The 22769-nt window shown below is 40.2% G+C and carries 22 protein-coding genes; 17 read left to right on the plus strand and 5 right to left on the minus strand.

Annotated elements, in window-relative coordinates; translation table 11 throughout:
• Nucleotides 1–103: 103 nt before the first annotated feature.
• The 14 genes from MK805_RS06940 (at nucleotide 104) to MK805_RS07005 (ending at nucleotide 15674) form a co-directional block, all read left to right on the plus strand.
• Nucleotides 104–1591 (plus strand): UDP-N-acetylmuramoyl-L-alanyl-D-glutamate--2,6-diaminopimelate ligase, encoded by a 1488-nt coding sequence (locus MK805_RS06940; protein WP_240874862.1) that lies wholly within the window; start codon nucleotides 104–106, stop codon nucleotides 1589–1591.
• Nucleotides 1581–2960 carry a UDP-N-acetylmuramoyl-tripeptide--D-alanyl-D-alanine ligase gene (locus MK805_RS06945; RefSeq protein ID WP_240874863.1) on the plus strand — a complete coding sequence of 460 codons (1380 nt, stop codon included), beginning with the start codon at nucleotides 1581–1583 and terminating at the stop codon, nucleotides 2958–2960. The genes MK805_RS06940 and MK805_RS06945 overlap by 11 nt, the downstream gene beginning before the upstream one ends.
• A 79-nt stretch (nucleotides 2961–3039) precedes the next feature.
• Nucleotides 3040–4002 carry a phospho-N-acetylmuramoyl-pentapeptide-transferase gene (gene mraY / locus MK805_RS06950; protein ID WP_420833059.1) on the plus strand — a complete coding sequence of 321 codons (963 nt, stop codon included), beginning with the start codon at nucleotides 3040–3042 and terminating at the stop codon, nucleotides 4000–4002.
• Entirely contained in the window at nucleotides 3999–5354 is a 1356-nt protein-coding gene (gene murD, locus MK805_RS06955) for a UDP-N-acetylmuramoyl-L-alanine--D-glutamate ligase (protein ID WP_240874864.1), read from the plus strand. The genes mraY and murD overlap by 4 nt, the downstream gene beginning before the upstream one ends.
• Nucleotides 5355–5387: 33 nt before the next feature.
• On the plus strand, nucleotides 5388–6488 hold the full coding sequence (gene spoVE, locus MK805_RS06960) for a stage V sporulation protein E (protein ID WP_240874865.1): 1101 nt from the start codon (nucleotides 5388–5390) through the stop codon (nucleotides 6486–6488).
• Between the two features lie 13 nt (nucleotides 6489–6501).
• Nucleotides 6502–7617 carry an undecaprenyldiphospho-muramoylpentapeptide beta-N-acetylglucosaminyltransferase gene (gene murG, locus MK805_RS06965; protein ID WP_240874866.1) on the plus strand — a complete coding sequence of 372 codons (1116 nt, stop codon included), beginning with the start codon at nucleotides 6502–6504 and terminating at the stop codon, nucleotides 7615–7617.
• Nucleotides 7618–7641: 24 nt separating this feature from the next.
• Complete coding sequence (murB, locus tag MK805_RS06970; protein ID WP_240874867.1) at nucleotides 7642–8553, plus strand: UDP-N-acetylmuramate dehydrogenase; 912 nt, start codon at nucleotides 7642–7644, stop codon at nucleotides 8551–8553.
• Between the two features lie 62 nt (nucleotides 8554–8615).
• On the plus strand, nucleotides 8616–8819 hold the full coding sequence (locus MK805_RS06975; protein WP_240874868.1) for a hypothetical protein: 204 nt from the start codon (nucleotides 8616–8618) through the stop codon (nucleotides 8817–8819).
• Between the two features lie 601 nt (nucleotides 8820–9420).
• A complete protein-coding gene (locus MK805_RS06980; protein ID WP_240874869.1) occupies nucleotides 9421–10152 on the plus strand; it encodes a cell division protein FtsQ/DivIB in 732 nt (243 codons plus the stop codon).
• Nucleotides 10153–10297: 145 nt separating this feature from the next.
• A complete protein-coding gene (ftsA, locus tag MK805_RS06985) occupies nucleotides 10298–11533 on the plus strand; it encodes a cell division protein FtsA (RefSeq protein WP_240874870.1) in 1236 nt (411 codons plus the stop codon).
• A 16-nt stretch (nucleotides 11534–11549) separates the two neighbouring features.
• The gene (gene ftsZ / locus MK805_RS06990; protein ID WP_240874871.1) at nucleotides 11550–12701 is read left to right on the plus strand and encodes a cell division protein FtsZ; all 1152 of its coding nucleotides are present in this window, start codon (nucleotides 11550–11552) and stop codon (nucleotides 12699–12701) included.
• A 351-nt stretch (nucleotides 12702–13052) separates the two neighbouring features.
• On the plus strand, nucleotides 13053–13733 hold the full coding sequence (locus MK805_RS06995; protein WP_240874872.1) for a response regulator transcription factor: 681 nt from the start codon (nucleotides 13053–13055) through the stop codon (nucleotides 13731–13733).
• Nucleotides 13717–15207: a sensor histidine kinase gene (locus MK805_RS07000; protein WP_240874873.1), complete on the plus strand. Its 1491-nt coding sequence runs from the start codon at nucleotides 13717–13719 to the stop codon at nucleotides 15205–15207. The genes MK805_RS06995 and MK805_RS07000 overlap by 17 nt, the downstream gene beginning before the upstream one ends.
• A gap of 107 nt (nucleotides 15208–15314) precedes the next feature.
• Nucleotides 15315–15674, plus strand: a complete 360-nt coding sequence (locus tag MK805_RS07005; RefSeq protein ID WP_240874874.1) for a hypothetical protein — start codon at nucleotides 15315–15317, stop codon at nucleotides 15672–15674.
• 184 nt (nucleotides 15675–15858) lie between these two features.
• On the opposite strand, the gene MK805_RS07010 is transcribed toward MK805_RS07005, so the two are convergent.
• The 5 genes from MK805_RS07010 to MK805_RS07030 form a co-directional block, all read right to left on the minus strand.
• Nucleotides 15859–17238 carry an MFS transporter gene (locus MK805_RS07010; RefSeq protein ID WP_240874875.1) on the minus strand — a complete coding sequence of 460 codons (1380 nt, stop codon included), beginning with the start codon at nucleotides 17236–17238 and terminating at the stop codon, nucleotides 15859–15861.
• 62 nt (nucleotides 17239–17300) lie between these two features.
• Nucleotides 17301–17855 (minus strand): TetR/AcrR family transcriptional regulator, encoded by a 555-nt coding sequence (locus MK805_RS07015; protein ID WP_240875153.1) that lies wholly within the window; start codon nucleotides 17853–17855, stop codon nucleotides 17301–17303.
• Nucleotides 17856–18039: 184 nt separating this feature from the next.
• Nucleotides 18040–18606, minus strand: a complete 567-nt coding sequence (locus MK805_RS07020; RefSeq protein WP_240874876.1) for a GNAT family N-acetyltransferase — start codon at nucleotides 18604–18606, stop codon at nucleotides 18040–18042.
• A gap of 159 nt (nucleotides 18607–18765) precedes the next feature.
• Nucleotides 18766–19311 carry an HD domain-containing protein gene (locus MK805_RS07025; protein WP_240874877.1) on the minus strand — a complete coding sequence of 182 codons (546 nt, stop codon included), beginning with the start codon at nucleotides 19309–19311 and terminating at the stop codon, nucleotides 18766–18768.
• Nucleotides 19312–19687: 376 nt separating this feature from the next.
• Nucleotides 19688–19903: a hypothetical protein gene (locus MK805_RS07030; RefSeq protein WP_240874878.1), complete on the minus strand. Its 216-nt coding sequence runs from the start codon at nucleotides 19901–19903 to the stop codon at nucleotides 19688–19690.
• A 183-nt stretch (nucleotides 19904–20086) separates the two neighbouring features.
• On the opposite strand from MK805_RS07030, the gene spoIIGA reads away from it, so the two are divergent.
• From spoIIGA to sigG, 3 genes are all read left to right on the plus strand, one after another.
• Complete coding sequence (gene spoIIGA / locus MK805_RS07035) at nucleotides 20087–20995, plus strand: sigma-E processing peptidase SpoIIGA (protein WP_255724558.1); 909 nt, start codon at nucleotides 20087–20089, stop codon at nucleotides 20993–20995.
• 13 nt (nucleotides 20996–21008) lie between these two features.
• Nucleotides 21009–21731, plus strand: coding sequence for an RNA polymerase sporulation sigma factor SigE (gene sigE, locus MK805_RS07040; RefSeq protein WP_240874879.1), 723 nt, complete (start codon nucleotides 21009–21011; stop codon nucleotides 21729–21731).
• A 151-nt stretch (nucleotides 21732–21882) separates the two neighbouring features.
• Nucleotides 21883–22659, plus strand: a complete 777-nt coding sequence (gene sigG / locus MK805_RS07045) for an RNA polymerase sporulation sigma factor SigG (RefSeq protein WP_240874880.1) — start codon at nucleotides 21883–21885, stop codon at nucleotides 22657–22659.
• Nucleotides 22660–22769: the final 110 nt, after the last annotated feature.

Consider the following 22769-nt stretch of genomic DNA (forward strand, 5'->3'; position numbering starts at 1 on the left):
CACTTATCATTTATATAAGTGTAGTTAAGCCTCTTTCGGAGTCTTAAAGGCAAGACACAATGCCAAGTTTTCTTGACAAGTGGAGTGGGAGGTTTACCTGACAATGAAATTAAGTGAACTAGTAGATGTATTACATGTAAAAGAATGGTCAAATCCAAGTGATAGACAGATCACCGGAATCGAAACAGATTCGAGAAAGGTGAAGCAAGGCAATTTGTTCATTGCGCTTCGTGGATTTACAGTGGATGGTCATGACTACATCCAAACTGCTGTGGAAAATGGTGCTGTAGCAGTACTCGTTGAGGAATCTGTGGAAACGACTGTTCCGGTGATTCGAGTGCCAGATACCAGAAGAGCAATGGGCTTTTTGGCAAACACCTTTTACCAATTCCCATCAAGACAATTAAAATTAATCGGAATAACTGGAACAAACGGTAAAACTACTACTTCCCACCTGATTGAACAAATTTTAACGTCTGTAGGGAGGGAGACCGGAATTATCGGCACTATTGGGGTAAAGATCAAAGATAACGTTATCCCAGTTAAAAATACCACCCCCGATGTGGTCGATCTGCAAAAGAGCTTACGTTATATGGTGGATGAAGGGGCCGAATATACCGTAATGGAAGTTTCATCCCATGCCCTGCATTTGGGAAGAACGAGGGGCTCACATTATCATATCGCCGTTTTTACCAATTTAACGCAAGATCATCTCGATTATCATGAGACGATGGAACAATACCGAGAAGCAAAAGGGCTCTTATTTAGCCAATTGGGTAATGATTACACTCACGAAAAAGAGAAAAGCCAAGTAGCTGTGCTAAATGTGGATGATGCCGCTTCCAGTTATTTTGCTACGATCACACCAGCTCAAGTCATCACATATGGCATTTCGAAACAGGCGGATGTCCGTGCAGTGAATATCGAGCATCGAGTAGATGGTGTGTCGTTTGAGCTGCATACCTATCAAGGCAATGTGTCCATTCGTCTGCCCCTATTTGGTACTTTCAATGTCTATAATTCACTAGCGGCTGCTTCTGTGGCTCTAGTAGAGGGGATTTCTTTGGCGAAGATTAAGCAAGCTTTAGAATCGCTCACAGGAGTAGATGGCCGCTTTGAATCAGTGCAAGCCGGACAGGATTATACAGTATTGGTCGATTATGCCCATACCCCGGATAGTCTTCAAAATGTTCTAACAACTGCTAAATCCTTTGCAAAAGGAAAAGTAATTTGTGTAGTGGGATGTGGAGGAGATCGGGATCGTGGGAAAAGACCATTGATGGCAAAGATAGCGACTGAAATTAGTGATTATGCGGTAATAACATCCGACAATCCTAGGACAGAAGAGCCCAAGGCGATCATTGCAGATATGGTTGAGGGTATTCCTTTTTCTGCAACACAGTTCTACACAACAATCGAAGACCGTAAAGCTGCTATTGAATATGCAGTACAACTAGCTAAGACAGGTGATGTGGTGCTTATAGCGGGAAAAGGACACGAAACCTACCAAGAAATAAATGGTGTTCGCTATCCATTTGATGATCGAAAGATAGCTTATGAGGCAATAAAGGGTGAACAGCATGGAACGTAGAATAAATTGGATACTAGAGACTGTGTCAGGAAGCTATGAACACAAAGAGGATATAAGAGAAACTCTTTTGGCAGCGGGAGTATCAACGGATACCCGAACACTGACAGCAGGGAATCTGTATATCCCACTTATTGGAGATGTGTTTGATGGGCATCAGTTTATCGATAAAGCAGTAGAAGCAGGTGCAGTTGCGTCATTGTGGCAAGAAGATCATGCCCTGCCGGATGTATCGATTCCACTGATTGTCGTGCCAAGTACTTTATTGGCGATGCAACAAATGGCAGAGCGTTACCTGACAGAAACTTGTTGCAGGGTAGTTGCGATTACAGGCAGCAATGGCAAAACAACGACAAAAGATTTGGTAGCGGGTGTTTTAGCAACAACTTTTGAGGTACATAAGACAGTGGGTAATTATAACAATCATATCGGACTTCCGCTGACAGTATTGCAGATGCCAGAAACAACAGAAGTTGTCGTACTTGAAATGGGAATGAACCACGCAGGCGAAATATCAGAGCTCTCCAAATTGGCCAGACCTGATATCGCAATGGTGACAAATATAGGAGAATCTCATATCGGTTATCTCGGCAGCCGAGAAAAAATTGCTCAAGCAAAGTTAGAGATTTGCGATGGATTATCCAAAAATGGAACTTTATTATTGGATGGAGATGAGCCGCTGTTAAAGAAGGACATTCCATTTGGTAATATCGTTTCGATTGGCTGGGACAAAAAGTGTAAAGAGGGTCCAGAAGAGGTACAGAGCCTAGGACTTGCCGGCTGGACTTTTGCATCCCGCAAGACTGGACATCATTTTACTCTGCCATTGTTAGGAAGACATAATATCAAAAATGCTTTATTTGCGATTGAGACTGGGAGATTACTAGATATCCCGGAAGAAGATATAGCAAAAGGTTTACAAGATATTCCTGTAACACCGATGAGGTTAGAAGCGGTAGTGGCGAAAAATGGGATGAAAATAATCAATGATTCCTACAATGCAAGCCCTACTTCGGTATATGCAGCAGTAGATATTTTAGCAGAAGTAGAGCCTGAGTTAGAAAAATGGGCACTTCTCGCGGGAATAGAAGAGTTGGGAGACGAGGAAAAATCCTATCATGAGCAAGTTGGAGAATATGCTGTTACCAAAAATCTTGCAGGATTGATAACAATAGGGGCAAAAGGGTTATGGATTTATGAAGCTGCCAAGCTTGCTTCTCCTAATCAAATGCAACTGAAGCATTTTTCGACCAATGAAGAAGCTTTCTCCTATCTTGTTCAGGAAGGAAATGAAAACATTCTTCTTTTAGTAAAAGCTTCAAGAAAAGCTGGATTAGATCGTATTGTGAAACAATTAGTAGAGGGAGCGTAGAGTGGTGGCAAATATCGATATACGAATTATACTTATTCCACTCGCAGTAGCATTTGGGATTGGCGTACTTCTTGGTCCAATGATTATTCCAACACTACAGCGATTGAAATTTGGTCAAAGTATCCGGGAAGAGGGACCAGAAGCACACTTAAAAAAGGCTGGAACACCGACAATGGGTGGGACGATTATCCTCATGTCGGTGGTGTTGACAGCACTGCCATTTAGTAGTTTTATTCTCTTAAATAATTCGAAACCGATTGTAAACTCAGACTTATTCTTTCTATTGTTTGCAACTCTTGGATACGGAATTATAGGCTTTTTAGATGATTATATAAAAGTAGTAATGAAACGCAGCTTAGGATTGACTGCCAGCCAAAAATTACTTGGCCAATTATTTATTGGTATTGTATTGTTTTGGGTTTTGATTGAAGTACGGGTACTTCGTATCGATTCAGGAGGAAATTCTAAATTTATCTTTAATGTAGATATCCCAGGGACAGATTGGACAATCCAACTTAACTGGCTCTACTTACCATTGTTGTTAATTATGATGATTGGTGCTTCAAACGCTGTTAACTTGACAGATGGATTAGATGGGTTATTAGCAGGGACCGCTGCAGTGGCATATGGTGCTTATGCCATAATCGGGATGGTACAAAGCAATTATACTGTTGCTATTTTTGCGATTTCCGTAGTTGGAGCACTTCTTGGATTTCTGGTGTTTAATGCACATCCTGCAAAAGTATTCATGGGGGATACAGGTTCACTTGCACTTGGAGGAGGACTTGCAGCTCTGGCTGTTATCACCAAGACGGAGTTATTGTTACCACTGATTGGCGGTGTATTTGTAGCTGAAGCGTTATCTGTCATGTTACAAGTTCTTTCTTTTAAAATACGTGGAAAACGGATTTTCCGCATGAGTCCCTTGCATCACCATTTCGAACTTACTGGCTGGTCTGAGTGGCGTGTTGTTACGACGTTTTGGTGTGTCGGTTTATTCTTAGCTGGTGTTGGAATATACCTTGAGGTGTTTGTTCGATGATCAAAAAAGAAGATAGAGTCTCTGTACTTGGACTAGGAAAGAGTGGAGTTGCCGCAGCCAAGCTGCTGGCCAAAATGGGAGCAAAAGTAGAGGTTTTTGAACAGAAAAAGGCTCCATCTGACAGCCCTGAAGCGATAGAGCTCCAAAACCTAGGTATTCCTGTTCATTTTGGGGCACAGGTCGATCAAATCGTTCATGAACAGAGTGATTGGCTGGTAAAAAATCCTGGTGTACCATACCATAACCCAGCTATTCAAAGAGCAGTAGAACGATCGATTCCTGTCATAACAGAGGTGGAATTAGCATCATCTGTATTAGATGTTCCTATCATTGGTATAACAGGTTCAAACGGCAAGACTACCACTACTACTATCGTTGGTGAAATGCTGGATAAGTCGGGTGTACCTGCCTTAGTTGCCGGCAATATCGGACGTGCCCTCTCAGATGCAGTGGAAGATACAGCAGGAAAGAAATGGATCGTTACTGAATTGAGTAGTTTCCAATTAAAAGGGACCAAAACTTTTCATCCCCAGATTGCAGCATTACTCAATGTCGTTGCTGCTCATTTGGACTATCATCAAAGTCTTGAAGATTATGTGGAAAGTAAAGCAAAATTATTTCGGAATTTAGATAAGAACGATATCGCTGTTTTTAATTTTGATAATGATCTATGCAGGAAAGTAGCTGATTTGCAAGAAGGTACCATCTACTGGTTTTCGATCAAGGAAGAAGTCGACAGAGGATTGTTTGTGCGCGATGGATGGATGATTGCTCGTATGAATGGGGAAGAACAAGCGATTATGCCGCTGTCCGAAATAGCTCTGCCAGGGGACAAAAATCTGGAAAATGCTTTAGCGGCAGCGGCTATTTCCTTAGCAGCAGGGGCAAATAAGGAAGCAATCCGCAGTGTATTACAATCCTTTACCGGAGTAGAGCACCGTTTAGAATATGTTTCAACCAAAAATAATGTACGTTACTATAACGATTCAAAAGCAACAAATGCTGGGGCTGCTATTACCGCACTGACAGCGTTTAGTGAACCATTGATCTGGATTGGCGGTGGTTTAGATCGGGGTGTAGATTTTCAAGAATTGGTTCCTTTTTTACGCGAGCATGTAAAAGTTGCGATTGTTTACGGTGAAACTGCATCCATCTTAGCTGATCGGGCAAATGATGCTGGAATTTCTAAGATTGTGCATGCAACGGATGTAGAAGATGCTGTTCGTCATGCAAGTAAAATCGCTACGGATGGAGATATTGTTGTATTATCCCCTGCATGTGCCAGTTGGGATCAATATCCCTCTTTTGAAGTGCGAGGAAGCATTTTTAAACAAGCTGTGCATACCTTGTAATAAGAGCAAGTCCTTTAGAAGAGGTGTTGCCGTATGCACAGTAGTCTTAAAAACCCTGATAAGCTGATTGTAGCAGCTATTTTCTTGTTACTTATCATCGGGGTAGCAATGGTTTATAGTGCAAGCGCTGCTTATGCTTATCACCGTTTTGGAGATAGTTTTTTCTTTGCGAAACGGCAAATATTGTTTGCGGCCTTAGGTGTATTTTGCATGTTTATGATCTCAAGAATGGACCCGGATAAATTTTATTTTGCAGCAAAACCCATTTTGATCGGATGTTTTATCCTGCTTTTGATCGTTTTGATTCCTGGTGTTGGGATATTGCGAAATGGGGCGAGAAGTTGGCTCGGTATCGGAGCATTTAGTATTCAGCCTTCAGAGTTTACCAAGTTAGGGATGATTCTCTTTTTTGCCCGTTGGTTTTCGAAGAAATCTTTTCAGATAGAGAAGTTTCAAAAAGGTTTTATGCCGGGTATGCTACTTCTTTGCTCTGCTTTTGGCTTGATTATGTTACAACCAGATTTAGGAACAGGTACGGTCTTGATGGGAACAGGTCTTATTCTCATCTTTGTTGCAGGAGCACGGTTACAGCACTTAGGAAGTTTTTTGATGTTAGGAATTGCGGGCTTTGTCGGTTTGGTTCTAGCTGCTCCTTACCGGATTCAACGAATCGTTGCTTTTTTAAATCCATGGGAGGATCCGCTAGGAGCTGGTTATCATCTGATTCAATCCCTCTTTGCCATTGGTCCTGGCGGATTACTGGGGCTCGGGATTGGTATGAGCAGACAAAAGCATTTGTATCTGCCTGAACCACATACTGATTTTATCTTTTCGATATTAGCTGAAGAGCTCGGATTTGTCGGTGCAGCAAGTGTAATCCTTTTATTTGCCATACTGATCTGGCGGGGTTATCGTGTTGCTATGTCGATGCCAAATCAATTTTACAGTCTGATGGCTGCTGGTGTTACTTCTATGATAATGATTCAAGCAGGGATCAACATTGGAGTAGTGTCTGGTGCATTTCCCGTTACAGGGATCACGCTTCCGTTTTTAAGCTATGGCGGGTCATCATTGACACTGACGCTCGCAGCTGTGGGAATTTTACTTAGTTTATCACGCTTTGTTAAACAGTGAGGGAGGAGCAACTATGAAACGCATCTTACTAACCGGTGGAGGTACTGGGGGTCATATCTATCCTGCACTGGCAATTGCTCGGGCAGTTCGAGAAAAATACCCAGAAGTAGAGATTGGATATATTGGTACAGATAACGGTCTAGAATCCAAAATTGTTCCCAAGGAAGAGGGAGTACAATTTTTCACCGTTGAAATCCAAGGGTTTAAACGCAGCCTGTCTTGGGAGAATGTGAATACGGTTCGCAAATTTATACGTGCTGTGAGCAAATCAAAAGAATACATAAAAAAATTTCAACCAGATGTAGTAGTAGGTACAGGCGGGTATGTGAGTGGACCCGCAGTCTTTGCAGCACATCAGTTAAATATTCCAACGATGATTCATGAACAAAATGCCGTTCTTGGATTGACAACGAAGTTTCTTGCTCGTTTTGCAGATGTAGTAGCAGTGAGTCTAGAAGATACTGCCAAACATTTGACGGGCGCTAAAAAAGTTGTGTACACTGGAAATCCACGTGCAACCGAAGTAATTCGAGCAAACAGAGCGAACGGAAGAGAGTCATTAGGTGTGATGGAAAATACACCTGTCGTACTCATTTTTGGCGGGAGTCGTGGTGCAAAATCCATCAACCAAGCAGTTCTTGGAATGCTTCCAAAGCTAAAAAACCTTCCAGGAGTACGTTTTGTTTATATAACTGGAGAAGTCCATTATCAAGATATTACTGCGAAAATAAATACAGAAGAATATCCCAACTTAGATGTAAAGCCTTTTGTTTATAATATGCCTGATGTTTTGGCGAAAACGGATCTTGTTGTAGCTAGAGCAGGTGCATCCACTTTGGCAGAATTGACTGCACTTGGAATCCCATCTATCTTGATCCCATCTCCTTATGTGACCAATAACCACCAAGAAGCGAATGCCCGTGTATTAGAAGAACAAGGTGCCGCCCGGTTATTGTTGGAGCGAGATTGTAATGGTGAGAACCTATGGGATAAGATAGAAAATCTCGTTCTTGACCCAGAAGAGAGAAAAGCAATGAGTGCAAATGCCAAAGCATTAGGTCGTCCAGAAGCAGCCACTCTCATCGTAGAAGAACTGGAACAACTTACAACAACAAATGTCCACTCCTAGAAGAAAGTTGGTGAACAGGGAACGATGGAAAAACAGCTATTAGAAGAGTTCCAAAAACATGGAGTAACCCATATCAAACAGAACGAAGCCCTTTCCCGACACACCACTTGGAAAGTGGGAGGTCCCGCAGACTTTTATATTGAACCTGCCGATAAAGAAGAACTAATGAATGCGATGAAAGTCGTCTCTGAGCATAAATTGCCTTGGCGTGTGATCGGAAGAGGCTCCAATCTCCTTGTAAAAGACGGGGGAATTCGCGGAGTTGTCTTTCAGCTTCAAAAAGCATTTGACTATTTGCAAATAGAAGGAACATCAGTTACTGCTGGTGGGGCTTACTCCACTATTTTATTAGCGGGCAGAACAGCAAAAGCTGGTTTAACCGGTTTAGAGTTTGCAGGGGGGATTCCCGGTAATGTCGGTGGAGCCGTCTATATGAATGCAGGTGCCCATGGTTCCGAGATCAGCAGAGTGCTAAAGAGTGCAGAAGTACTCACAGAGTCGGGAGAATGGTTACAACTGAGCAATGCAGATTTGCATTTCCGGTATCGAACCACTATCCTCCAAGAAGAGATCAAAGGTATTGTTACCGGAGCAACCTTTGAATTAGAAAAAGGGGACGCTAACGAAATAACATCGTCCCTCGCAGCTTTTAAAGATCGGAGACGCAAAACACAACCTTTGCAATACCCTTGTGCCGGGAGTACCTTTCGTAACCCGCCAGGAGATCATGCTGGCAGATTGATCGAAGCTGCTGGGTTAAAAGGGTACCGAATTGGAGATGCAGAGTTCTCTACGCTGCATGGGAACTTTATCATCAATTTGGGACAAGCCAAAGCAAGTGATGTGTTAGATTTGATCGATTATGCGAGAAAAACGATTGCAGAAAAGTATGGTGTGACACTTGTTCCAGAAGTAGAGGTTATTGGGGAAGACTAGCTTGCTTTGAAACTATTCTTATTTCATAATAAGGATAGGATTGGAACTATTAAGGGATCACCGTGAAAGTTATCTTTTGGGTCACCGTCATCTTCGGTGTTATGGCTGGCTTGGGCTTTTGGTCCGCTGCCAAGCTCCGGGAGAAGTTCAGCGATGACCAAAGCGAGCTGGTCAACATCCTGAAGGTCATCAGCTACTACCGATGGGACTTTACTTTTTGGGCTGTTTTGTTTGTACTAATCGGTACGTGGCAGTGGCTGTTCTGAGTCCGCCTCTCTTCGTTGTGTTCTATACACGACTTGAAGAGAAGCCCATCATAATGATGGGCACAATATAGCGAGAAATGTAATTTCATATAAATGGAAAAAAGAGGAGAATTCATTGTTTTGGATCTCCTCTTTTCAGTTGTGGAAATGATAGAAAATAAAGACCATTGCGGATATTTTTTAAGTGGCTTTTTTTAGCTAAATAACATGTTATAGTAAGAGTATTGTTCATACGGTCTTAGGAGCTTGCTTTGCACGGATTTGGGATTGTCCTTCTTGTTGTTGTCCTTATTTTGACCTACCCTCTCTGGTATCCAGTTCTCACGAAGGTGAGCAGGCCAGCTACTAAGGTGGAGATGGTTGGGGCCGCCATCGGCTTGGGACTGTTGATACTTGCAGGCAAAATCCTGAGCCATTGACAGACATCTTTGTCTGCTGCTGACATTGACTAATTTGATCAATGTCAGCAGCGACCCACCACATCCAGTGGTGGGAAACGAAAATAAATAAATTTTATAGATAAAAAATGGAGATAATTTCCAATTGCTTTATCTTTGGGATTCTCTCCTTTTTTCATTTGTGGTAGTATAGAGGGAAGAAATTGGACAAAGGAGAAGGTGACATGGTGGAAAGGGTTCCTCCTTTTCGCATCAGAGTCGAGCACAAAGCTTCATCATTATGGGCAGTTTTGTTTATATTTTTGTTTTTCATAGGCATTCTATTTGTACTCTTTCTACGCTCCCCACTCAGTCACATTTCCAAGATTACCATTACTGGTAATCAGATATTAACCAAACAGGAAATTTTGCAGCAATCGGGGATTCGCCTAGGAATGTCTTTTTTTGGTGTAAAAACAAAGGATGTAGAATCCAATCTTCATCGAGTAAGTGCAGTCAAACAGATAACTTTGGATAAACAGTTTCCCAATACTATCATGATCAAAGTAGAGGAATATCCAGTTATCGCTTACATAGATGATGAGCAAGCTCTCATCCCCCTTTTGGCTAATGGAGCTTTTCTCCAAACTTATCCTGTCACCTCTATGTTGAGAACAATGCCCGTAATGGAAGGATGGGACAAAGAAAAAGCATCTTTTTCGAAACTTACATCACAATTTGCTCACTTACCGGCTTCTACACGCAGTCAAATTTTGACCGTACAACCGTTGGAAAATAAGCCGGCATATGCTGTGCTTACGACACGCAGAGAGCATAAAGTGGAGGTTCGAATTGATCAATTAGCAGAAAGAATGAAATTATACCCCAAATTTTTGAAGCAGCCCCCTGGAACGGTTCACTTATTGGAGAGCGTATGGTTTACACCTGAACATTAAAATCAGTCTATTTTCCATTACTGTAATATTATGTAATTTACATACCAGAAAAAGGGGATTTGTCTTTACTGTTGAATTATCACATGGAAGAGATACTATCTTATCCCGCTTTTCGATACTCTTCGGGCAAGGAGGTGCCCAAGACATGAGCAATGGATATCTAGTAACGTTAGATATTGGATCTTCGCAAGTACGAGTTGTTGTTGCGGAATTAACGAAGAATGGAACATTTCCTATCGTCGGTGTTGGTACTGCTGTGTCTCAAGGCATAAAAAAAGGAGCCATCGTCGACATTGAGCAGGCAGCAGGGGCAGTACGTCTTGCAATAGAACAAGCAGAGCAAATGGTTGGGATAGAGATTACCGATGTATATGTAGGTTTATCAGGTAACCATATCTCCATCCAGCATAGCCATGGTGTGGTCGCGACTTTAAATCAAGATCGAGAAATCGAGGCTGTTGATGTGGAACGTGTGTTACAAGCAACAAAAGTTATCGCACTTCCACCAGAGCGCGTTATTATAGAAGTAGTTTCGAAACAGTTTATTGTGGATGGTATCCCTGAAATTCGTGACCCGATCGGCATGGTTGGGGTACGATTAGAAGTAGATGCCATGGTTATTACTGGTTCCAAAACGGTAGTCCACAACGTTTATCGCTGTATAGAAAAAGCTTCTCTACATATGGCAGGATTCGTCTTTTTGCCACTTTCTATTAGTGAATTCACCCTGACAGCAGATGAGAAAAATTTAGGAGTTGTTCTAGCCGATATTGGCAGCGGAACGATTAAATTAGCATTTTATTCCCAAGGGAACTTGGCTGGTACAGCAGTTATCCCTATGGGTGGAGAATATATTACTACAGATCTAGTGTATGTTCTTCAAACCCAAAAAGATGTTGCCGAAGAGTTAAAGTGTAAACATGGAATTGCAGTAAAGGCACATGCAGACAAACGGGAATCGATCCCGATTCCGATGATGGCAGGTAAAGAACGATATTCTTCACAGTTAGAACTGGCGCAAATTATGGAACCACGCATTATGGAAATTTTCCAGCTGATCAATCAGCAAGTCAAAGCAATGGGTTTTGCAGCAGAACCTGCCGGTGGTTATGTATTAGTAGGTGGAGTAACGGAAACTCCCTATTTATTAGAAGCAGCTAAATCCCAGTTAGGACAAGCAGTTCGCATTGCTAGATCAAAAGAAACTTCCATTTCCTCACCTGCTTTTTTAGCGAGTGTTAGCATGATCCATCATTTAGCCAAACAGGGAAGTATTTTAGTAAACAAACCACCTCGTAAAGAAACAGTGCCTCGGACGAAAGAAAAGAAGCGGCCATCTGCATTCCAGAGGATGAAAAATTGGTTAAGTGAATTCATATAGTGTTGGAGGGAATAGCATGCTAGGTTTTGACTTAGAGTTCGATATTGAACAAATCGCACAGATTAAAGTAATTGGTGTTGGAGGAGGAGGAAGCAATGCTGTCAATCGCATGATTGAAGCGGGTGTACAAGGTGTCGAGTTTATTGCTGTAAATACGGACGCCCAAGCGTTGAATCGCTCCAAAGCTCCTATCAAATTGCAAATTGGAGAAAAATTGACTCGTGGTTTAGGTGCAGGAGCTAAACCAGAAGTAGGTAAAAAAGCGGCAGAAGAAAGTCGTGAACAAATAGAAAATGTACTCCGTGGAGCTGACATGGTGTTTGTAACTGCGGGAATGGGCGGAGGAACAGGAACAGGTGCTGCTCCAGAAATCGCTCTAATCGCTCGTGAGCTCGGTTCTTTGACAGTTGGGGTAGTAACAAAACCATTTAGTTTTGAAGGAAGAAAGCGTTTGGTACAAGCAGAATCAGGGGTAGCTTCATTAAAAGAGAATGTCGATACTTTGATCGTAATTCCAAATGATCGTCTGCTGGAGATTGTAGATAAAAATACACCGATGTTAGAAGCTTTCCGCGAAGCGGACAATGTATTGCGTCAAGGTGTTCAAGGTATCTCTGACTTGATCGCTGTACCTGGATTGATCAATCTAGACTTTGCTGACGTGAAAACCATCATGACAGAGCGAGGTTCTGCTCTCATGGGAATCGGGACAGCAGCAGGTGAGAACCGGGCGACAGAAGCTGCGAAGAAAGCAATCTGTAGTCCTTTACTTGAGACTTCCATCAATGGTGCGCGCGGGGTATTGATGAATATTACAGGTGGAGCAAATCTCAGTCTCTATGAAGTAAATGAAGCTGCTGATATTGTTACACAAGCTTCTCATGCTGAAGTAAATATGATCTTTGGGGCAGTAATCAACGAAGATTTAAAAGACGAGATCCTCGTTACGGTTATTGCTACTGGATTTGATAATCAAGCCCAAGAAACAGGTGGAACAGCACAATCCAAAAAACCTATTTTCCATGAACGGGAAAATGAATTTACTCCACTTTTTAAACACAATAACATTCGTCTTCAAAATGAAGAAAAGAATAACAAAAACACCAATCCTGTGATTGATGAAAGCTATGAAATCCCAACATTTTTGAGAAATCAATTTAAAAAGTAACGTTATTGAAATCACTCTTTTTTATGATGTGCACCCCTTAAAGTTAGGACAAGAGATCTAACTTTAAGGGGTGCATTTTTAATAAAACAGGAATTAATTATTGGGGTAGCTCAAAAACGATCACTTTCCGATTTGCTGGGTCTAATATTCATGGTTTTTTCGAGTCTGTTGAAAAGGATGCTGAACCCTCGCATAGTGAGATAGAGGTGTGATTTTGCGCTTTGGACAGTAGCACGACTCGCACTTGGTGTGTTACTGCCGTTGTCTGGGGTGCATTTCTCCGCTAATATTATTTGTATCTATTTTTTTCTAAAGTAAGTTATACGGGCTATTAGAAAGGAATCTTTAAACATGATTTTAATTGTGGAAGATGAAATAGCTATCTCTCGTGTCTTATCTGCCTATTTGCAAAAGGCTGAATTTACGGTGGAACATGCCTATGATGGAGAGGAAGCATTAGCAAAATTTGATCAACTAGAGCCAGAGCTTGTCTTATTAGATGTGATGCTTCCTAAAGGGGATGGGTGGGAAGTATTAAAACAAATACGAAGCAAAAGTCCATGTCCGGTAATTATGATAACAGCATTAGGTAAGTTAGACGAAAGACTTACGGGACTCGATCATGGAGCAGATGATTATATTAGCAAACCATTTGAACCAAAAGAAGTGGTTGCACGTGTACGTGCTGTTTTACGTCGGTATAATCAGATTTTAGAAGAAAAGGATGCTATATATTATGGTGGATTAAAGCTTGATTTTCATGCTCACATCGTTACATTGCATGGAGAAAAACTAGAACTAACTCCGCGTGATTTATCATTACTATTGTTTTTAGCGAAAAATCCCAATCAAGCATTTACGAGAGAACAATTGTTAGATCATGTATGGGGAACCAATTTTGATGGAAGTGATCGATCTGTAGACTTAGCAGTGAAGCGACTACGGAAAGCACTATGCAAGTGGTCAAAAAAAGAAGGAGAAATTGTTACCTTACGAGGAGTGGGTTATCAATTATATGTTCATTCAAAATAATGCAAACGAGAGGCGGATACCCTTAATTAAGCATTGGACGAGACGTTATGTACTCATCTTACTTTTATGTTTAATGATTGTGGGATTGGTTTCGAATTATTGGATGAAATCATTGCAAATAGAAGATCGATTAACTTTTCTAAAGTTTTTTGCTAGAGACCTTGCTGAAAATCAACCTCCGCTGAATCAGACGAAAACTCCAAATAGCGATATAGATGCATCAAATCATAATGACTTTGATGAAAACATTCGCAAGCGAAAAGAAAGATTTATCGATTCAAAAGCACAAGTGATTAATGAAAAAGCATATATCCAAATTTCCAATCAGTATGGCAGTGTTATCTTCCAAAATCAAGAGGTAAAAGATCCTGAAATTGAAGCTATCCTTTCTAATCAAAAATTAGTGACGTCAGAAGCCATCGAAACAATACATACAAAGAGTGTAGGGACGTTGTATCATATTTCAGAACCAATTCGTAAAGGTAACAAGGTAAATGGAAATCTTTATTTGTTTATATCAGAGAAAGATCTTTTGGGGGATATTTCCACAGATTTATGTTTAACTTGGCTCCTTATTATTGTATTACTAGGCATTTCGGGTTTTTTCGTTATTTATTGGTTATCAAAACGATTAACTCGGCCTATCCGTAAAGTAGCCGATGCAGCATCACAAATACGCAAAGGAAATTATCAAGTTACATTATCAGAAGAAGAAATTAGAGAAAAAGAAATATATGAGTTAGTTTCTTCGTTTAAAGAAATGGCTGTTCGCTTAAAAAAACTAGAAGAAATACGTACAGAATTATTAGCAGGTGTAACACATGAATTGAAAACGCCTATTACCTCGATCAGTGGTTTAATACAAGCTGTGAAAGATCGGGTTGTAGATGGTGAAGAAGTCGAGGAATTTTTAGATATTTCGATTGCTGAATCAAAAAGACTAGAAAATATGATCGAAGATTTGCTGGATTTTAATTCCTATGCTGTTGGTGCACTTCAGGTGAAACTAGAAAAGATGAATATGAATGAATTACTTAAAGAAGTGATTCATCATTGGCAAGTAACAAATAGAGATGATTCCACCGAAGTGACTGTTTCCCTACCGGAAAATATACTTTGGGCGCATGGGGATCGTCTAAGAATTCAGCAAATATTATTTAATCTATTGCGTAATAGTCAAGCAGCTTGTAAAGAAGATGGAATGATTAAATTAAAATTATATCAAGATAGTAAGGAAATGATCTCCGTTGATGTAATGGATACAGGCTGTGGAATTTCATTGGATGAACAACCGTTTATCTTTGAACGTTTTTTTCGCGGTGCTGCTAAAAAGGATCGAGTGAGAGGGCTGGGACTTGGTCTGCCTTTTAGCAAAATGCTGGCAAAAGCGCAGAAGGGAATTTTAGTTCTAAAAGAAAGCTCGTCTGATGGAACTATTTTTACGCTCCTACTTCCAAAAGCCAATAAGACATAACAAGGACTATTCAAAAATTATTCAAAAATGTAAATCGTTTGGACATATACCTGACTTATTCCTCTTATATAGTTACTCATGTCTTCAAAACAAGGAGGTTATATATCATGAAAAAACAAATCATCACGATAGCATTAGCAGGAGTTGTATCACTCGGAGGATTAGGTGCTGCTGGCACTTCACATGCAGCGCCCCTTGACCAGCAGCCAGTGAAAAAAGTTGAAGTCAAACATCAAACTCCATTACCAGGGAAGATAAAAACAAAAAAACCAGAGCCAACGCCAGTAAAAAAACATAGAAAACCCGTTCCTGTAAGAAAACATAGAAAACATTTTCCAGCGGGAAAGCATAGAAAACACTTTCCAGTAAGAAAACATAGAAAGCATCATGTACCAGTAAGAAAGCATAGAAAACATCATGTATTAATAAAACATGCTCCAATCCTAACACCTAAAAAAACATCCTAACACCAGTAAATAAGAAGTGAAATCAAAACAGTGCCGAATCAATCAGCACTGTTTTTTTATTAACTTAAGAAAAAAGTTGAGCAACTGACGATGCCTTTTGATTTCATCACAATCCCTCCAATTTGTGAAATATGTTCTTCTTAAAAAATTTTTTGCAAGTCGTAGTAGCAGTTTCTAATTCCTTCTAAATAATGGATTTACTTGATTGTATCGTCCTTTCTTTTACAAATTGAAAGTAATAGAGAAGTAAAATTCCGATATATAGAATAGCAAGGACGAAGAAAATATTGCTGTAAATGAATCCACTAGCATAGTGATTGAAAGGATTCCACTGAACATTTGCATTAAAATCGATTAATTTGCCGTATATCCCAGAAGCCATCCCTCCCGCGATGAAATTTAACATCCCTACTAATCCCATACCAATGCCTGCTTGTTCTTTTGGTAATGTCATGACAATCGAATTAGAAATTGCAATCATAATAAAGGTTTGTCCCACATTTCCTAAAATTAGAAAAAGAGCAAGGAAAATAGGGGATATTCCCGAAAAGGTTGACAGTAATAGAAAACAACTAATAAGCAGCAGAGAGGAAATAATAAAAAGATACGGATTTCCTTTTTTATCAGCCAATTTTCCACCAAAAGTCCCAAGAATTGCAGAAGCTACTGCAGCAGGAACCATAGCAAATCCAGTCCAACTCGAAGACAAATGATGCACATCAGATAAAAATAAGGGACTTAAAAAATAAAGGGAAGTACCGATTCCATTTATGAGAAAAGCTATCATAAGCCCAAGCGTATACGTTTTGTTTTTAAAAATCTTTGGTTGTACAAAAGGTTCGGCTGTAACCTTGATTCTTATGATAAATAATGCTAATGATAGAAATCCTCCTAAAAGGTAACCCCATGCACCAGTAATACCAAGTAAAATAAGCGAAACGCTTGCAGCTAGTAAGGTCCCGCCAACCCCATCGAATTTACCAAAGGTAGTTTGCTTTTCCTCTATTAAATATTTTCGATATGCAGGTAATGTAAATAGGATAAGTAGAGGTATGATAAATAGCCAACGCCAATTGAATTTGCTGACAATAAGTGCAGAAATGACAGGTCCAATTGCACTGCCAAGTGCCAAACCTACAAATGCCATCCCCATAGCTGATCCTCTACGTTCTGCGGGGAAGTACCTGAGTGGTATCAACATAGCAGTAGCCGGGATAGTTCCAGCACCCAAAGCTTGCATACATCTACCCAGCAATACCATCCAAAAAGCTTGTGAAGCAAAACCTGCAAGACATCCAAGGGCAAAAGTGATCAAACCAAATGTTAATAAATTTTTGAGTTGAAAACGATCTGCTAATTTTCCATAGATAGCTGTTCCTATCCCATATATCAAAGAATAGCAGGAGGTAACCCAGCTTACTTGGGCAGTAGTAAGATGAAATTCTTCACGAAGCTGTGGCAGGACAAAGTTGAACATTAAAGCACTCATGGCGGAAAAAGTTAGGGTAAACATCAAGACACGCATTAGTTTCATTTCAGTTTGTGAAGGAAGTTTATTTTCCATGATCACTGACCACCTTTGTAATATGACTGTCAGTAGTGACTGTCATTTTGTTTAAAAAACAACTAGGGTGTTAATGCCCTAGCAAATGTTTGTACACTTGTTTGAATAAATTTGTCCAACGTAACAGTTGGAAAACTTTTATCAGCATCTAAATTGTTTAAAAATGCTCCAAAGTTCATCATCATAAAGGAGATCGCTTGCAGTTCAAAGTCTGTATGAATGATTTTCCCTTTTTTATGCATGTTCTTAAAATAGAGAGTCAATATTTTTAACAGTTGGCGAGGATGCTGTTGTGTTTTTTCTAGGAAACCGGGAAGTGTATTTCCTTCTTTGATCGCGATCATGATCATTTTTCGATTTTGATTCATAATTCGATGATAGGTTTTGCTGATTAATAGTAAGTCTGTTTCTAAATCGCCAGTTAGTTTTTTATGAAAGGTATCCTCCATTTCTTCCGAATAATGAAATCGATCAAAAGCAGTTTCTAGAAGGTTTTGCTTGCTTCCAAAATGCCGAAATAGCGTTTTTTCACTCAATCCAGCCGTTGTTGCGATCTCTTGTGTCGTAACGCTTTTGTATCCTTTTTGTGAAATCAAGTCTATTGCAGTAAGTAACATTTTATCTTTATTGCTGATTTTTATACTGCTGGGCAAGCTATTATCACCACCGCTAGTAATGTCAGTACTGACTGTAATTAATACTAATTCATTTCTTAACACTTGTCAATATAAATGGTGATTCATGATAATTTTTCTCTTCGTAATACAAAAGAATCCTCTATGGATTCTTTTGTACTTTCATCTATTGATTGTTCTGTTTGTCTTCCCACTCACTTCGTAATAACCCCATGATGATTCGGTCATAGCTGCTGCCATCTCGAAGTACAGCTGAGCGCATTCTTCCTTCTATTATAAAGCCAGCTTTTTCATAAGTTTTGATCGCAGCATCGTTATATTCAATAACATCAAGCCCTACACGATTCAAATTAAGTTCGTGGAAAGCATAGCGCAGCATTACCTGTATGGCATCTCTTCCAAGTCCTCTGCGGCGATATTTTGGATCTCCAATGCCAATTGCCAAAAGCCCTGTTTGATTGTTCCATTCAATGGAATGCAAGGCAATGAATCCGATGAGAACATCGTTTTCCAGCGTTCGTATAGCAAATTGAAAGCCATTTGGCATTCGACTTTGCAAGCGGTCTGGAGCTTGTATTTCGTTTAGTGTTTTTGGATAGGCAATATCGGTATCCAATTTCCGAAGTGTATCTGCATCTTCATACCAAGGTAACATTTCCATTGCATCATCTGCTCGAAACGAAGTCAATCGCACTTGGCTGCCATGAAAAAGTGAAGTTTGCTTTAATGTCATCTCTTTATCCCTCTTTTTTTATAAAAATTATCACCTCAGTTGTTGACGAAACGTTAATCCCAATCATTGGCATCCATTCCTTTATGTAAGATGTAATAATTTTAAATCGATTTTCTTTTTATTTCAATGAAAAACAAATATAAGAGAGCCAAAAATATGTTATTCCAAGTCTTGTTTCGTTTGGAATGCTATTCTTGTCTCACTATCTTGGGAAATGAGAGTGAGCAGATCATCTAACTCAAGGAATACTTGCCACTTTTCTTTTTTGGAAATATCACTAATGTGCTGTACTATTTGGTCCTCTAAGTCTGTTAACCGTGTTCCTCTCCATACTTTGTCTGCAAGGCTTACGATCCAATCCTCTATAGTAGTTACTTTGCTTGTCCAAGATGAATGGGTGTAGGTAAATCTAGCAAGAGATGCTTTCATACCCTGTTCGATTAAAAGTTGATAACCTAACTTTTCATGAGTAGAGCCTGGTTTTGTGATCTCATCTGTAGCGATTACTTTTCCAATATCATGTGTAGCAGCTCCAAAAAGAACGGCATTCTCGTCAAACTCTATCTGTGGATAATTTTTGTGAAGCCAAATGGTGATAGTTTTGGCGACATCGTATACCAAGCTTAAATGTGCTAGTAATCGAGGAGGTATTTTGTGTTTGCCAGTAAGCTTAGAAATGATAGGGGAAAGATCAGTAGGATTCATATTTTTACTCCTTAGCAGTTTTCTACATTTTATCTGATATCAAGGATCTGCCATATACCTTTTTGAGCACAACAAAAAAACACATTTAACTTCAGGAATGTGTTGTACACTTTCGATATTTACTCCTAAAACGACGGTGGCGCTCTAGATCACTTCCGGGATTTCCACATACGCTGTGTATAGAAGAGTGATCTCCCAGAGGAGGGAACCGAAGCCTTCGAGAGGAGTCTCAGGGTCGTGGCCTTCGTTGATCTTCTCGATTGCTCCATTGATCTTGGTACATAGAGCGTTTGTCCGATCATAGTCAGGACTTTTCTGGATCAGTTCGATCAAATCCTCACGATTCTACATCACATCGATCTTTGCTTGGTTATCGTCATGAAGCGGCAGAACAGCCTGGAACGCTGGTTCCAGATCGTGCAGGAGAGAGGTCAGCCTCTTCTGGATTTCTGATTCGAGTTGCTCCTTGATCGACTGGAGTGTCGAGTTCTTCTCTTCTGTCCTTCGAATCTTGGCCTTGATCTCTGCGATTTGGGCCACAAACGGACCAAAATTCCTCAAAATTAGCTCCACTTCGTGCAGAAAGGGACATTTGGTTTCATTATAGCCAATCGAATTTAAATATTTCAAATAAAAATATCCATCATACTTGCATGCCGTAATTTTTTCTTTTTCGTCAAAAGAATCAAAAATAGTTAGGCAAGTTTCAACAGACTTAGCAATATATATCTTTTATACTGCTTACGAAGGCCAAGGGAGAGAGGAGAGGGACTAGCTGGTTGTATATGCAGATGTCGTATTTGTTTTAAATGGTTGTATCGACTTTCTCTTACTGTGGCTGACCTCGGGCATACGGAAGGAGAGAACGACGGTACTTCGTTTGTTCTCTGCATCCCTTATCGGTGGTCTGTATGCAACTCTTCACCTGTGGCCTAATTTTACGCTAGCCTATACGCTTCCGGTTAAAATTTTGTCTTCCATCTTGATGATTTGGATCGTATTTGGTTATCGCAATCCGTTTGTATTTCTCCGAACCTTAGGAGTTTTCTACTTTATTTGTTTTGTGACAGGCGGAGCGATGGTCGCACTGCATTATTTGCTTGCAGGGGATGCACAAGTAGCTGGTGGGATATTGTTTACTGAGACAAAAGGGTGGGGATCTCCTGTCTCTTGGGTTTTTATTATGATTGGTTTTCCACTCGTTTGGCTTTATACCAAGTTTTCCTTCCAATCAATGAAAGAACGAGATCAGATTGAGCAGTATATGACTGCTGTTCGCATCCAAATACAAGGCAAAAGTTTTGAGTGCACTGGATTGGTAGATACTGGAAATCAACTGAGGGACCCCATTTCACGGGTACCTGTCATGTTAGTAGAAATGAAGCAGTTGATCGAATTTGTTCCCGAAGAAGTATATCAGATGTTTCTTTCAAAAGATTGGGAGCAGAGTTGGAGTGAGATTCCACCAGAGTGGATGGTCAAAATAAGAATTATCCCATATCGTGCAGCGAGAACCGATAGTGATATGATGATTGCTTTTAAACCAGATCAGGTAGAGATATGGAAAGAAGATCAGTGGAATAATGTTGGGAAAATCCTCATAGGAATAGATGTCGGGCAATTATCTACTGATGGTTCCTATCAGGCGATTATTCATCCTTCCTGTTTATCCATTGTTAGTTAAGGAGGTAGTCATATTGTTAGTCAAATGGAGATTGTTTGCACAATTGTTCTGGTACCGTTTCCTTATACACATGGGACTGCGTGGACGTGAAATTTACTACATTGGTGGAAGTGAAGCACTGCCCCCTCCATTATCGAGAGAAGAAGAAGAGCATTTACTCGTTCGGCTTCCAAGTGGGGATGCAGCAGTACGGGCAATGTTGATCGAGCGAAACTTGCGGCTGGTTGTCTATATTGCTCGAAAGTTTGAAAATACTGGAATCAATATTGAAGATCTGGTTTCGATTGGAACGATCGGTCTTATCAAAGCTGTCAATACATTTGATCCTAGTAAAAAAATCAAACTAGCTACCTATGCATCGCGTTGCATTGAAAATGAAATCCTCATGTTTCTGCGTCGTAATAATAAAATCCGTTCAGAAGTATCATTCGATGAACCTCTAAACACCGATTGGGATGGCAATGAATTGTTGCTATCAGATATTTTGGGAACGGAAAATGACACGATCTATCGTGATATAGAGGACCAAGTCGACAAGAAAATTTTACGTTTGGCGCTCGATAGTTTAACGGAACGAGAACGAAAAATTATGGTTTTGCGTTTTGGATTAAATGGCGGGGAAGAGAAAACACAAAAAGATGTTGCAGATATGTTGGGCATTTCACAATCTTATATTTCTCGACTGGAAAAAAGAATAATCAAACGATTACGCAAAGAGTTCAATAAGATGGTCTAGGGAAATCCTTGTATTCCTTTGTTTTTTATCTGATGACATAAGAGGATGACTACTAACACAAATTAGTTAATTTACATTTTATGTATTTGAATTATATTTTTCCCTCTGAAGGAGATACTTAACATGATTTCATCCTGAGGAGGGACTTTTCTTGGCGCGAAACAAAGTAGAAATTTGTGGAGTAGATACATCCAAATTACCAGTCCTAAAAAACCAGGAAATGAGAGAGCTGTTTCGCGAGTATCAGGCAGGAGATTTGGATTCCAGGGAAAAGCTAGTGAGTGGGAATCTCCGTTTGGTCCTGAGTGTTATTCAGCGATTCCATAACCGTGGGGAATGTGTAGATGATCTCTTTCAAGTAGGCTGTATAGGTCTGATGAAAGCGATTGATAACTTTGATTTAGGTCAAAATGTCAAGTTTTCTACCTATGCCGTTCCGATGATCATCGGGGAAATCCGTCGTTATTTACGAGATAATAACCCTATTCGAGTATCACGCTCTTTGCGAGATATTGCCTATAAAGCACTGCAAATGAGGGACAACCTTACCAACAGGCATTCCCGTGAACCCACCGTTCAAGAAATATCCAAAGCATTAGGTGTTCCCAAAGAAGATGTCGTCTTTGCTCTAGATGCTATTCAAGATCCAGTTTCATTGTTTGAACCCGTCTTTCAAGATGGGGGAGACCCGATTTATGTGATGGATCAAATTAGTGATGAGAAAGCAAAAGATATTCAATGGGTAGAAGAAATCGCTTTAAAAGAAGCGCTCGCTAGGTTAAATGACCGGGAAAAAATGATCTTATCTATGCGTTTTTTTGAAGGAAAGACACAGATGGAAGTTGCCGATGAGATCGGTATCTCCCAAGCTCAAGTCTCTCGCTTGGAAAAAGCGGCGATTCATCAAATGCATCGCTATGTTACATAAATAAAAGTGGATTTAACATAACTTAGATAGATGAAAAACAGCAAACCAGTGCTATATAGCACTGGTTTTAAAATTGACTATTTCGGGGAGGGTCTTTATCCTCTGACCGC

Origin of the sequence: Shimazuella soli (assembly GCF_022511585.1) — a bacterium.
GTDB classification, from domain to species: domain Bacteria; phylum Bacillota; class Bacilli; order Thermoactinomycetales; family Thermoactinomycetaceae; genus Shimazuella; species Shimazuella soli.

Coding starts and splice junctions, on each gene's coding strand:
- MK805_RS06940 (WP_240874862.1), top strand. CDS start 104: ATGAAATTAAGTGAACTAGTAGATGTATTACATGTAAAAGAATGGTCA.
- MK805_RS06945 (WP_240874863.1), top strand. CDS start 1,581: ATGGAACGTAGAATAAATTGGATACTAGAGACTGTGTCAGGAAGCTAT.
- mraY (WP_420833059.1), top strand. CDS start 3,040: ATGATTATTCCAACACTACAGCGATTGAAATTTGGTCAAAGTATCCGG.
- murD (WP_240874864.1), top strand. CDS start 3,999: ATGATCAAAAAAGAAGATAGAGTCTCTGTACTTGGACTAGGAAAGAGT.
- spoVE (WP_240874865.1), top strand. CDS start 5,388: ATGCACAGTAGTCTTAAAAACCCTGATAAGCTGATTGTAGCAGCTATT.
- murG (WP_240874866.1), top strand. CDS start 6,502: ATGAAACGCATCTTACTAACCGGTGGAGGTACTGGGGGTCATATCTAT.
- murB (WP_240874867.1), top strand. CDS start 7,642: ATGGAAAAACAGCTATTAGAAGAGTTCCAAAAACATGGAGTAACCCAT.
- ftsA (WP_240874870.1), top strand. CDS start 10,298: ATGAGCAATGGATATCTAGTAACGTTAGATATTGGATCTTCGCAAGTA.
- ftsZ (WP_240874871.1), top strand. CDS start 11,550: ATGCTAGGTTTTGACTTAGAGTTCGATATTGAACAAATCGCACAGATT.
- MK805_RS06995 (WP_240874872.1), top strand. CDS start 13,053: ATGATTTTAATTGTGGAAGATGAAATAGCTATCTCTCGTGTCTTATCT.
- MK805_RS07000 (WP_240874873.1), top strand. CDS start 13,717: ATGTTCATTCAAAATAATGCAAACGAGAGGCGGATACCCTTAATTAAG.
- MK805_RS07005 (WP_240874874.1), top strand. CDS start 15,315: ATGAAAAAACAAATCATCACGATAGCATTAGCAGGAGTTGTATCACTC.
- MK805_RS07010 (WP_240874875.1), bottom strand. CDS start 17,238: ATGGAAAATAAACTTCCTTCACAAACTGAAATGAAACTAATGCGTGTC.
- MK805_RS07015 (WP_240875153.1), bottom strand. CDS start 17,855: ATGTTACTTACTGCAATAGACTTGATTTCACAAAAAGGATACAAAAGC.
- MK805_RS07020 (WP_240874876.1), bottom strand. CDS start 18,606: ATGACATTAAAGCAAACTTCACTTTTTCATGGCAGCCAAGTGCGATTG.
- MK805_RS07025 (WP_240874877.1), bottom strand. CDS start 19,311: ATGAATCCTACTGATCTTTCCCCTATCATTTCTAAGCTTACTGGCAAA.
- MK805_RS07030 (WP_240874878.1), bottom strand. CDS start 19,903: ATGTCCCTTTCTGCACGAAGTGGAGCTAATTTTGAGGAATTTTGGTCC.